Annotated in this window: 9 protein-coding genes; 6 read left to right on the forward strand and 3 right to left on the reverse strand. The window is 56.3% G+C overall.

The window, feature by feature from the left end; all coding sequences use genetic code 11:
- Positions 1 to 106 precede the first annotated feature (106 nt).
- From ACAW74_RS10995 to ACAW74_RS11010, 4 genes are all read left to right on the forward strand, one after another.
- A complete protein-coding gene (locus ACAW74_RS10995; RefSeq protein ID WP_370698248.1) occupies positions 107 to 1117 on the forward strand; it encodes an FAD binding domain-containing protein in 1011 nt (336 codons plus the stop codon).
- 157 nt (positions 1118 to 1274) lie between these two features.
- Positions 1275 to 3395, forward strand: a complete 2121-nt coding sequence (locus tag ACAW74_RS11000; RefSeq protein ID WP_370698249.1) for a xanthine dehydrogenase family protein molybdopterin-binding subunit — start codon at positions 1275 to 1277, stop codon at positions 3393 to 3395.
- A 182-nt stretch (positions 3396 to 3577) separates the two neighbouring features.
- Positions 3578 to 4690, forward strand: a complete 1113-nt coding sequence (locus ACAW74_RS11005) for an acyltransferase family protein (RefSeq protein WP_370698250.1) — start codon at positions 3578 to 3580, stop codon at positions 4688 to 4690.
- Between the two features lie 264 nt (positions 4691 to 4954).
- On the forward strand, positions 4955 to 5680 hold the full coding sequence (locus ACAW74_RS11010) for a DoxX family protein (protein ID WP_370698251.1): 726 nt from the start codon (positions 4955 to 4957) through the stop codon (positions 5678 to 5680).
- Positions 5681 to 5703: 23 nt separating this feature from the next.
- Here ACAW74_RS11010 and ACAW74_RS11015 read toward each other — a convergent pair whose 3' ends face one another.
- The gene (locus ACAW74_RS11015; protein ID WP_370698252.1) at positions 5704 to 6504 is read right to left on the reverse strand and encodes a hypothetical protein; all 801 of its coding nucleotides are present in this window, start codon (positions 6502 to 6504) and stop codon (positions 5704 to 5706) included.
- A 299-nt stretch (positions 6505 to 6803) separates the two neighbouring features.
- On the opposite strand from ACAW74_RS11015, the gene ACAW74_RS11020 reads away from it, so the two are divergent.
- The gene (locus tag ACAW74_RS11020; RefSeq protein WP_370698253.1) at positions 6804 to 7253 is read left to right on the forward strand and encodes an excisionase family DNA-binding protein; all 450 of its coding nucleotides are present in this window, start codon (positions 6804 to 6806) and stop codon (positions 7251 to 7253) included.
- The gene (locus ACAW74_RS11025; RefSeq protein ID WP_370698254.1) at positions 7250 to 7819 is read left to right on the forward strand and encodes a VapC50 family PIN domain-containing toxin; all 570 of its coding nucleotides are present in this window, start codon (positions 7250 to 7252) and stop codon (positions 7817 to 7819) included. Before ACAW74_RS11020 ends, ACAW74_RS11025 begins: the two co-directional genes overlap by 4 nt.
- A gap of 102 nt (positions 7820 to 7921) precedes the next feature.
- Here ACAW74_RS11025 and ACAW74_RS11030 read toward each other — a convergent pair whose 3' ends face one another.
- Positions 7922 to 8302: a hypothetical protein gene (locus tag ACAW74_RS11030; protein WP_370698255.1), complete on the reverse strand. Its 381-nt coding sequence runs from the start codon at positions 8300 to 8302 to the stop codon at positions 7922 to 7924.
- Positions 8303 to 8428: 126 nt separating this feature from the next.
- Complete coding sequence (locus ACAW74_RS11035) at positions 8429 to 11821, reverse strand: ThuA domain-containing protein (protein ID WP_370698656.1); 3393 nt, start codon at positions 11819 to 11821, stop codon at positions 8429 to 8431.
- Positions 11822 to 11843: the final 22 nt, after the last annotated feature.

An 11843-nucleotide genomic window follows, 5' to 3' on the forward strand; every position in this document is an offset into this window, starting at 1 on the left:
CAGAATCCAATTGGCTGCCAGTCAGTCAACCACAAACCAACATAACCTCCTCAACTCCCCTCCCCTTAAACTAGGGGGAGGGGCTGGGGGTGGGGTCAACCACTCGATGCGACCGTTCACCTATTCCAGCGCTAAAGACGCCAACAACGCGCTGACCCAACTGGCAGGCAACCCAACCGCCAAGTTCCTGGCGGGCGGCACCAACCTGCTCGACCTAATGAAGGAAGACGTGGAGCGCCCCACCGCGCTGGTCGACATCAGCGGGCTCAAACTCACCGAGATCAAGGCCATCACGACGGGTGCCAACAACGGTGGCGTATCGATTGGCGGACTCGGTAAAAACACCGACGCGGCCAACCATCCGCTCATCCGGCAACAGTATCCGTTGCTGACGCAGGCCATTCTGGCGGGGGCGTCGGGGCAGATCCGGAACATGGCCACCAACGGCGGCAACCTGCTGCAACGGACCCGCTGCCCTTACTTCTATGAGGTGTCGATGCCCTGCAACAAACGCGCGCCCGGCTCGGGTTGTGGCGCGCTCGAAGGCATCAACCGCCTGCACGCCATCTTCGGCTGGTCGGAGAAATGCGTGGCCGTGTACCCGTCGGATATGGCCGTGGCGCTGGCCGCGCTGGATGCCGTGGTGCGGGTGCGCAACGCAGCGGGGCAGGAACGGACCATCGCCTTCACGGACTTTCACCGCTTACCGGGCGATAAACCCGAGCAAGACACCAACCTGCAACCCGGCGAACTGATTACGGCGATCGACCTCCCTAAAAACGCCTTTGCCGAGCATTCGTACTACCTGAAAGTACGCGACCGGGCTTCCTATGCCTTCGCCCTGCTGTCGGTAGCGGTGGGTTTGGAGTTGAGCAATGGCAACACGATTAAACAGGCACGGATTGCGATGGGCGGCGTGGCCCACAAACCCTGGCGCGCCCTGAAAGCCGAGCAGTTTCTGGTCGGCAAAACCGCTACGGACGATAATTTCAAACGCGCTGCCGAGGCTGAAATGGCCGACGCCAAACCGTTGGAACACAACAAATTCAAAGTAGAGCTAGGCCGACGCAGCATCGTACTGGCCCTGCAAACAGCCCTAAACGGCGGCAAGGCATAATTGGTTAACTGGTAGAGACCGCAGCGGCGGACCGTGCAATCCCTTGCGTCTCCTGTGCGTCAGCCAGTTCACCCATTACCAAACACCGCCTTTGTCATTCCTCGTGCCTCGGAATGACAAAAAAACATCATCTACCCGATCACCTACAACAACTCGTATGAACACCAAATCCATCGGCACACCCGTTAGCCGTATCGACGGCATCGCCAAAGTGACCGGCAAAGCCACCTATTCGACTGATTTCCCGGTAAAAAATCTGGCGTATGCTGTGCTGTTCAAAAGCACCGTTGCCGCCGGGACGATTCGCGACATCGACACGGCGGCGGCCGAAAAAGCACCCGGTGTATTGGCCGTGATTACCCACAAGAACGCCCCGAAGCTGAACGTCAATGGCGGCCTGCGCGGGGGTGCCCTGTTGCAGAGTCCCGAGATCGAATTCCACGGACAGCATATTGGGCTGGTGGTGGCCGAGACCTTCGAGCAGGCCCGGCACGCGGCGCATCTGGTGACAACTACCTACGATAAAAAAGACGCCAAAGTCAATTTTGAGAAGCTGATGGGGCAGGCTGTGATGCCGAAAGACAAAGACAAGGCCGACGCCAAACGGGGCGACGCCAAAGCGGCACTGAGTCAGGCGGCGATCAAAGTGGAAGCGGTTTACGAAACACCCATCGAGCACCACCATCCGCTGGAACCCCACGCCACCATTGCCGAATGGAACGGCGACCGGGTCACGCTCTACAACAGTTCGCAGATCGTCAACGGGGCACAGAGTGCCGCCGCCGCCACCCTCAACCTCAAACCCGATCAGGTACGTATCGTGTCGCCCTACATCGGGGGGGGGTTTGGGTCGAAAGGGGGGCAATGGGCCAATCTGGTGTTGGCAGCCGTAGCCGCTAAACAGGTAAACCGGCCCGTGAAACTGGCCTTGGCCCGGCAGCAGATGGTCAATTCGGTGGGGTTGCGGCAGCACAACGTGCAGAAGGTGAGCCTGGCCGCTACGCCCGACGGCAAACTGACGGCGCTGGCGCATGAGACCACTACCCACAGCGCCATCAACAATGAGTTTATCGAACCCTGCGGCGACTGCTCGAAGCTCATGTACGACGTACCCAACTCGCTCATCAGCTATCGGGTGGTGCCCATGAACATGATCCTGCCGACCTACACGCGCGGCCCCGGCAAATCGACGGGCAGCTTCGCACTCGAATCGGCGATGGACGAGCTGGCCTACGCGCTGAAGATGGACCCCATCGAACTGCGGCTGAAAAACGAACCCGAACGCGACCCCTCGAACGGTAAACCCTGGTCGTCGCGGACGGTGGTGCAGTGCCTGCGCGAAGGCGCCAACGCCTTTGGATGGGACAAGCGAAAAGCGGAACCCCGGCAAAATCAGCAGGGCAATTACCTTATCGGCTACGGTGTCGCCTGCGGCACGTACCCGGCGCATCAGCGGCCTACGTCGGCCATCGTGAAGCTGAAACGGACCGGCAACGACGTGCTGGCGACCGTCGAACTGGCCGCGGCCGACCTCGGCACAGGTACGTATACCATCCTGACGCAGACCGCCGCCGACGCGCTGGGCTTACCCATCCAAAACGTGAAGGTGACCATCGGCGATTCCGACCTGCCCCCAGCGGCCGGGGCGGTGGGTTCGGTGGGCGCGTCGAGCTACGCCAACGCCGTCAACGAAGCCTGCCAGAAGATCACGTCGGAGCTGGTGCTCCGCTCGGGCAAGCAGTTTTTTGTACCCCCGACCGCGATGCAGCTGATGCTGGCGGAGAAAATCACCGAGTACCAGACGCGGGTCGATACCAAGCCCCTGGAAAGCGCCGAGGAATACTCTGCCCATAGCTTCAACGCCAATTTTGCGGAGGTCGCCGTGAATGCCTCAACGGGTATGGTGAGAGTAACCCGGTTTCTGGCCGTGACGGGCGCGGGCACCATCCTGAACCCCAAAACCGCCCGTTCGCAGATCATCGGCGGCAACGTCTGGGGCATCGGTATGGCGCTGACCGAAGAATCGGTAACGGACCCGCGCTGGGGCAATTTCGTAACCCGCTCCTTCGCCGACTACCACGTACCCAGTAACCTCGACATCGGCAACCTCGACGCCATTTTCATCCGCGAAGACGATCAGCGGGCCAACAAAATGGGCGTCAAAGGCATCGGTGAAGTGGGTATCGTGGGCGTAGCTGCCGCCGTCGCCAACGCCGTGTTCAACGCCACCGGCAAGCGGGTCCGTGAGCTACCCATCACTCCCGACAAGCTGCTGTAACGTACCCAGACGATTATACCTCAACAGCGAAAGTTGCCTCTCAACTATATAAGCAATAGCGCGGGTAGCAACGCAGGGGACGCCATACCCCTAGTGCAGCATTACCGATAAAGTAACTAAAGATTGTCGTCCATTCCTTCTTTAGTCCATTTATCGCGTTGTGTTGGCGCGTCGCTGTCTTGATGAATAATAACGAACTGGGCACTAAGCCACATTACCAGATCCTGGATGGACTACGGGGAGTAGCCGCCATCATCGTAGTGCTGTTTCACCTGACCGAGCCGCTTGCCAGCAGCCACCTCGATAACAAGGTCAATCATGGGTACCTGGCCGTCGATTTCTTTTTTCTCCTGTCCGGCTATGTCATCGGGTATGCCTACGACGACCGGTGGGATAAACTCACCATCGGCGGCTTTCTCCGGCGTCGGTTCGAGCGGCTGCAACCCCTCGTTGTGCTGGGCATGACCCTGGGCGCCATCGGATTTTACTTCACCGACTCTACCATCTGGCCGCTTATCCATACCGTACCCGTCTGGAAGCTGCTCGTCGTGATGCTGATCGGCTATACGCTGCTGCCCATACCGCTTTCGATGGACATACGCGGCTGGCAGGAAATGCACCCGCTCAATAGTGTCGGCTGGTCGTTGTTTTTCGAGTACATAGCCAATATCCTCTACGCCTTAGGGCTCCGGAAATTATCAAATAAAGCCCTGGCCGGGTTTGTCGCGCTGACCGGTGCTCTGCTGGTCCATTTTGCGCTGACAAATCCCAACGGCGACGTTACCGGCGGCTGGACCCTTAACGCCGAACACATGCGCATTGGCATTACCCGCACCCTGTTCCCCTTCTTTGCGGGTCTGCTGCTGTCGCGGACAGCGCGGCCAGTTCGCATCAGACACGCGTTCGTCTGGTGCAGCCTGTTGGTGGCGGCCGTCTTGTTTATGCCACGACTCGGTGGGGCAACGTACCTCTGGCTGAATGGCCTCTACGAAGCGGTTTGCATCATTGTTATCTTTCCCCTCATCGTCTACATCGGTGCCAGTGGTGTGGTCCACAGCCGGACGGAAGAACGGATCTGTCAGTTTCTCGGCGACCTATCTTACCCCTTGTACATGACCCATTACGTGCTGGTCTATTTCTACGTGGCCTGGGTCAGCAACCACAAGGGCATCACGTTGGGGCAGGCCTGGCCCTACGCCCTGCTCACCTTTGCGGGCGCTATCGTGCTGGCATATGCCAGTTTGAAGCTGTACGATGAACCGGTGAGAGCCTGGCTGCGCAAGAAGCTGGCGTAACCGACAGGAACGTACCCCAGTCTGCGTCAGCCGCCTGCTCGCGGCATGCTGGCGTCGTGTTAGCCATGCCCAATCGGTATGGCTTTTTTGTCCGAAATTCTACGGATTATCTGTTGGAAATAAATAAATTTAAAAAGTACTTTGTCTTGCAAAGCCATTAGAGGACCTGACAGGCTACTGTTCTGTTGCCGCGATCACGCTGGGTACGTTCGTAAACTTCCTCAAAAACCAATTCTATACGCGCCACGACGGGCTTTACTCATTATGGATCTATCAGCTACACTCGACCGCATTCATGCGCAGGTAACGCACAACCGCTGGCTCCGGTATTTTACGGTATTCGTCCGCATAGCGCTGGCGGCTGGTTTTCTGCCGTCGGGATTCACTAAGATTGTGGGAGAACGGTTTACCTCGCTATCAGTGAATCACCCGATGGGCAACTACCTGGAAGCGCTGCACCATACCGGCTTTTACTACAGATTCATTGGCATTGCCCAAATGATCGCCGCCGTTCTGTTGCTGATTCCGCGAACGGTGCTGCTGGGGGCACTGCTCTACTTCCCCATTATCCTGAACATCTGTATACTCTCGCTGGCGGTTCGCTTCGAGGGGTCGCTGGTTACGTCGCCGCTGATGGTGCTGGCCAATCTGTATTTGCTCGGCTGGCATTATGATCGGTTGAAGTTCATCTTTATTCCGGCTCCGATTGCCGACACGGGTGCTCCCAAACGCGTATTGAGTAACCGGTTTCCAATCAGCTTTTTGGGCGGTGTGTTCGCCACAATGGTCCTTGTCGTGCTGACGGTCACGACCATCTATGACCTGATGCCGCGCAACACCCTGGGCGACTGTCAGCGGCAGTGCCCGGATAGCAGCAACCCGGCCGCCTGCGAGCAATTCTGTGACTGCATTCACCAGCAGGGCAAGCCCCTCTCCCACTGCCTCGACGCCTATAACAAGGCCAATGCGCTGGTCGGTCAGGCCCGGTGAGTTTCAGAGCTTTTCAGGTGGCGTCACTTGCTTTTAGCTGCCTTGATGCCAATAAATTGAAAGTGGTCGCCTGTCAACTGATAGAGGATACGGCGATTTGACACCTTGCCTTTGTCATCGACAACCGGGATAGCGACGATCTTCTGCTGCGCATCGTACGTGATCAGTTGAAGCGGACGCTCGGGCCGGTCGACGACGCTGAAAAAATCGAAGTCAACGTCGATTCGGGCAAACTGCTTACGTTGGGTTCTGAACAGCGCGTCGGTGCTGATGAGCCGGTTCTTATCGACGCGGTAGACCGCGATGGACTGCCGGGCGTCTTTGGTCGAAAAAATACTGTTTTCCACGGCCAGGTAGTATCGCCTCTTACCCACGTCGACGGTAAAGATGGCCGAGCAGAAACTACCCGCATCGCCTTCCTCTTTGTAAATACGGGGTACGTTCACGACCACTTGACCACCATCCCGCCACTGATAGGCCGTAGTGAAGGAGCGCATCGTTCCACCCAGTTCGTCGTCCCAACTGTAGATTCTGAACGTACCGTCAGCTGACGTTACCACGCGCAGGTCATTTTTAGCCGACAACTGCCGAAACGGATAGGTCAACGTTTGGGGGTTTGCCCTGAGCAACGCCACGAACGCCTTGTCAAACTGAGCGCTGTAGCGGGTTCGTTTCTCGAAGTCCTGCTCCTTAACTCGCGCCCGCAGCGCCACCAGCCGCTTTTCGTCAGCCGCTAATTGCCCGGCCTGCTGCGCCATTGTTTCCGAGAAACTGGCAACTAAACCCAGTAGGATTCCCCCAAAAAAAAGACCAATTGGCCGCATGCTCATTCTTTTTATTTGCCTGCTGAAATCCGTCAAGTGAGCCGCTAGATAAACCACATATTTCCATTCTAAAAGCTTCTTAGCTACCATCAGTAATTGCATCAAACGAATCGTTGACTGCATATGCACTTGCTAATGATCTCATACCTTGTTATCAGCGATCGGCTAACGATAAACCAAAGAGGCAATTTATCAATCAGCTTCCTGATATGTGGTACTGTCAAGCGGAGCGTATTACTTATGAGGAACTGCTGTTTCGTTTATTTCGTTTGACACCTACAGAACATCCAATAAGAGGCATGGAAACGATCGTTAACAGACCTACGCTACAGGATCAGCAGGTAGCCCGCGAGTCTTTGCCGGTATTAGTGAAAGCGATGGCCCAGCATAAATCCGAGCAAGAAAGGATCGAGTTTCATACCAACTCGCTGTCTTTCAACGTACCTGTTAAAGCCTTGCAATTGCTAGCGGTGATTCTTGCCAGTATGGCAGAAGGCAAAGCCATTTCGCTTATTCCGTCCGATTCAGAGATTAGCACGCAACAGGCAGCAGATCTGCTGAACGTGTCAAGGCCGCATGTCGTCAAGTTATTGGAGGAAGGGGCAATTCCATTCAAAAAGGTAGGGAGTCACCGGCGTTTATTGCTCGAAGATGTACTGGTTTATGCCACGAAGCAGAAAACAAGCCGAAAAGAACAGTTGCAGTTTCTGGCGCAACAGGCGCAGGAGCTTAACTTGGGCTACGAATGATAGGAAGTCTAGGGGTTGTAGCGTTGCTTGATGCCTGTGTGCTTTATCCGGCTCCCATCCGTGATCTATTATTGCACCTCGCCGACGCTAACCTATATAAACCCAAGTGGACAGATCGTATTCAGGAGGAATGGACGCGTAACCTGCTACTTAACCGGCCCGATCTCACCGCTAAGCAACTTTCGCAGACGACAGACGCCATGAACAGCGCTTTTCCAGAAGCTACTGTTCACCAATACCAAAATCTGATTAACGTCCTAGACTTACCTGATCCCGACGATCGGCATGTGCTGGCCGCTGCCATATGTGGTCAAGCTCAGCTTATCGTGACGGCTAATCTCAAAGACTTTCCTGCTGACCGGTTAAGCTTGTATGCTATTGACGCGCAGCACCCTGACGTGTTTATTGCTCAGCTGATCGAGCTAGATCCAGAAGCCGTATTACAAGCTTTTCTAGCCCAGGTAGCCAACCTCCGTAATCCACCTAAAGCAGCCCACGATGTACTCCGGACGTTACGAAAAACAGGGCTCATAACAACGGCCAATGCCCTTGCTCTCATGCTATAAACTAAGGTGTTTACTTTTTCAGGCACTTTAAACAAAAAAACCTATAAGGTTTGGACGGGGCCGCCCAGGCCTTATAGGTTTGATAAAAAGGCAGGACTGCCCTTAGTTCTTGATGCGCTTGGCGCTGGCATTGAACATGCCGTTCATGATCGACCCTTTCAGGTTATCGTCGTCGACTTTATTCAGTTCCATCGTGACGTTGTACCCCTGCGCCGTAAATGTCAGGTTCAGTTTATTGGCGCTCTCTTCAATGCTCTCGATGGGAATCTTCTCGGCGTTCGCGTCAGACGGGGTCAGTTGGCCAGTCAGTTTACCGTCTTTACGGACCAGATCGGCCACCATTTTGGCATCCCCATTCGGGGTACCGACAATCATGATATCCCACTTACCCGCGTAGAAATCGTCGGGAGCGAGACGGAATGTGAAGCCTGTAGTGGCTACACCAATGAACAGCAGGAAAAGGAACAGATTTAGCTTTTTCATAAAAGAAACGGTTAGAAGGTAAGGTCATTAGTCGTCATTCATGGTCATTAGGCTTCGCCGTCATTGGTAGTCATTGATTGTTTTTACGACGAATGACTACCAATGACGGCGAAGGCAAAGCGTAACCTACTGCCCGACGGAACCCAGCATCACTTCGGTGCCCATCACAATCATCAGGGTGCCTGTTGGCTCAGCGGGGTTCACGAACACAAGGTACACGTCGTGCGGTTTGTTGTCGAACGGAGTCGGCAGCTTCACCGGAATCATCAGTTGCGACGGGTTGAAATCCATCTTCTCCGACGGAGTCAGCATCGACGATTCGCCAATGAGCTTGCCGGTCGGACTGTCGAGCCGTAATTCGATTTTACCGCCTTTGGCGTTAACCTGCGGTTTGGGCGCCATCGCCATTACGCGCATCGCCGTTACACCACTGAGGTCGGTTTGTTTGAGACTCATGTACGCGCCTGACTTGGCCGGCATCGCCAGGTTATTACCCCCGAACGACATCTTGTTCACGTTGTCGTACTGGTCGAAGCTGTGCGCATCAACCTTGGCATTCCGCAGCACGTAGGTCTGCTCCGACCGCAGCGACGGTAAGCCTTTAGCACCTTTGTCTTCATACGACGCCCGGACAATGTAAACGCCTTTGCCTTTATCGCCAGCGGGGAGTTTGGCGGTGTAGTCGCCCTTCACCGGCAGTGAATTGGTAGCCGCGTCGCCCGACAGACTCAGAATGTACTTGACCATGTCGGCGGCATCGGCGGTTGCCAGTTGTGGGTGAGCCGACATCGGCGTTTCGCCCCAGACACCCGCCCCACCGGCGATCACTTTCTTCGTGAGACGTTCCACCGCCGAGTTGTCGTTTTTGTATTTCTTGGCCACGTCTACGTAGGCCGGCCCGATCGACTTCTTCGTGATGCTGTGGCAGCCTTTGCAGTCGCTGGCTTCGATCAGTTTCTTGCCACCGGCAAACAGGGCGCTGGCATCGGCTGAGCGGTGCCCCTGCGCAATGGCAATTTTGTCGTACCCTTCGGCCAGGTAATCGATGTTGACCGCCACGCGCTCGGGGTCGATGCCCTTGCCGAGGGTGCCGTCTTCCTTATCGCGCACCTTCACGTCGTAGCTAAATGGCTTGTTGGGCGTGAAAAACGACTTGTTGCCGCCGGGCATGTCCACGCTCAGCACGGGCGGTTCGTTGCCCACCGTGATGTCCATCGACTGCGTTGACACGCCACCCTTGCCATCGTTGACCGTGAGCGCTGCCTTATACGTACCTGGCCTGGCAAGCGTCAGGTTAGCATCGGGCGTGTTGATGACCTTGGTAAAACCATTTTTCGACGTGACCTTCCACGTATACGTCAGGTTATCGCCGTCGGCGTCCGTCGTACCTTTGGCCGTGAGGTTCAATGCCATCGGAGCCGAGCCCCCCAGTTTGTTGGCGGCCACCTGAAGCTGCGGTTTGCGGTTGCCCCCGTTGTATTCGATCCGAATTAGGCGGGCGTCGTCGTTGGCGGTAAACCAGCCTGAGCCGTACTCGAGCATGTACAGGTCACCGTTATCAGCGAACTCCATATCCATCGGGTTGCTGAATTTGTAGCTCGGCATAAACCGCTCCATCGACTGGTAGTTGCCGTCTTTGTCCATCGTCACGGCCATAATCCAGCCGCGCATCCAGTCGTAGGTCAGCAGTTTGCCGTTGTAGTAGCTCGGGAACGCGTTGGGAGCACCCTTGAAATCGTCGGCATAAAACACCGGCCCGGCCATGGCGTTGCGGCCACCGGCCCCCACCAGCGGGAACTCGGGCGAGGCGTCGTAGGGGTACCAGATAAAGGCTTTCTGCGCCGGGGGCAGCGTGGTCAGGCCCGTATTGTTGGGCGAGGTGTTGGAGGGGGCGTTGGCGTCCCACTTCTCGCCCGACTTAGACGCCGTAAAATCGTACTTGTTGTAGGCTTTGTTGTCGCCCACAAAGTGCGGCCAGCCGAAGTTACCGGCTTTGCGAGCCTGCCCGACTTCATCGTGACCAGCCGGTCCGCGATCAGCGCCGGGTTTGGCAGCGTCGGGACCTACCTCACCCCAATAGACGTACCCGGTGCGGGGATCGACCGAAATGCGGAACGGGTTGCGGTGACCCATGGTGTAAATTTCGGGCCGGGTTTTCTCCGTGCCTTTGGCAAACAGGTTGCCGTCGGGAATCGTATACGTACCGTCGGGTTGCGGCTTGATGCGAAGGATCTTGCCGCGCAGGTCGTTGGTGTTGGCCGACGATTTCTGGGCATCCCACGCACTGCGGCCGTCGCGTTCGTCGCTGGGGCTGAAGCCGTTCGAGCCGTGGGGGTTGGTGTTGTCGCCCGTCGACAGGTACAGATTACCAGCCCGATCCCAGGCGATCGACCCACCCGTGTGGCAGCACTCTTCGCGCTGCGTGGGTACGTCGATCATCTTTTTCTCCGAACTCATCACCAGCTCATCGCCGCGCAGTTCGAAGCGTGACAGTACGTTTTTCGACTCCTTAGGATCCGAGTAGTAGAGATAGATCCAGTGGTTCTGGGCGAAGTTGGGGTCTTTGTTAAGGCCCATCAGCCCATCTTCCCCCATCGACTCCTTGCCTTCCTTGCTCACGTATTTGACGCTAACGGGCAGCTTGGCGATGGTTTTCAGCTCTTTGGTTTTGATGTTGTAGAGCCGCACTTCGCCTTTGCGCTGAATAAACAATACCCGGCCATCGCCCAGTACGCTCAGTTCCATCGGCTCGTCGAGTTTCTCTTCCAGCACCACTTTGGCGAAGCGGTTTTCTTCGGGACGGGCTTTGGCGAAATCCAGCGACTTCGGCGAATCGCCACCCGAGGTGTAGTTGATACCCGCCCAGAGGTGATTCAGAAACAGCGGCTCCGAAAACGACTCGTCGGTGTGGCCCATCGCCGTGTAGAACGAGCGGCCGCCGTCGAACTCCTGATACCAGCTCATAGGGTGGAAATCAGGGTTCTTGCCACCGGTATAGCTCTTTTCGTCGATGGTCAGCAGGACGTTGATCTTGGGCGAAATGTTCTTGAAGCTGTAAAACTCATCCGAGCGCTCAAATTCGTCGGGCATCCCCTGCGTAGCCCAGTGGTTCTTGAGCTTCACCATGAATTTCCCTTTCTGCACGTTATTGGGCATCGGGTGATCCAGGAAATAGGCGCCAGCTAGTTGGCCATACCACGGCCACTCATACTCGGTGTCGGTGGCAGCATGAATACCCACGTACCCACCACCGGCCTGGATGTAGCGCTCAAAGGCCGACTGCTGCTCGTTGGTGAGCACGTCGCCCGTGGTGTTCAGGAACACAACGGTGTTGAACTGCTTCAGATTCGACTCGGCAAACTGGGTGGCATCTTCCGTGAAACGTACCTCGAAACCCTTCTCAGTTGCCATTTTGGCCAGCGCTTTTTTGCCCGCGTCGATCGACTGGTGGCGGAAGGCGGCCGTTTTGCTGAAGACGAGCACACTACGTTTGGGAGCCTGCGCGACGGCGGCCAGCATCAGGCACCACAGACCAACAGCC

Source organism: Fibrella musci, assembly GCF_041321105.1.
Taxonomy (GTDB): domain Bacteria; phylum Bacteroidota; class Bacteroidia; order Cytophagales; family Spirosomataceae; genus Fibrella; species Fibrella musci.

What these genes read in the sequence shown, in the direction of transcription:
- ACAW74_RS11020 (WP_370698253.1), top strand. Translation starts at nt 6,804, where the DNA reads ATGGAAACGATCGTTAACAGACCTACGCTACAGGATCAGCAGGTAGCC.
- ACAW74_RS11000 (WP_370698249.1), top strand. Translation starts at nt 1,275, where the DNA reads ATGAACACCAAATCCATCGGCACACCCGTTAGCCGTATCGACGGCATC.
- ACAW74_RS10995 (WP_370698248.1), top strand. Translation starts at nt 107, where the DNA reads ATGCGACCGTTCACCTATTCCAGCGCTAAAGACGCCAACAACGCGCTG.
- ACAW74_RS11035 (WP_370698656.1), bottom strand. Translation starts at nt 11,821, where the DNA reads ATGCTGGCCGCCGTCGCGCAGGCTCCCAAACGTAGTGTGCTCGTCTTC.
- ACAW74_RS11010 (WP_370698251.1), top strand. Translation starts at nt 4,955, where the DNA reads ATGGATCTATCAGCTACACTCGACCGCATTCATGCGCAGGTAACGCAC.
- ACAW74_RS11015 (WP_370698252.1), bottom strand. Translation starts at nt 6,504, where the DNA reads ATGCGGCCAATTGGTCTTTTTTTTGGGGGAATCCTACTGGGTTTAGTT.
- ACAW74_RS11005 (WP_370698250.1), top strand. Translation starts at nt 3,578, where the DNA reads ATGAATAATAACGAACTGGGCACTAAGCCACATTACCAGATCCTGGAT.
- ACAW74_RS11025 (WP_370698254.1), top strand. Translation starts at nt 7,250, where the DNA reads ATGATAGGAAGTCTAGGGGTTGTAGCGTTGCTTGATGCCTGTGTGCTT.
- ACAW74_RS11030 (WP_370698255.1), bottom strand. Translation starts at nt 8,302, where the DNA reads ATGAAAAAGCTAAATCTGTTCCTTTTCCTGCTGTTCATTGGTGTAGCC.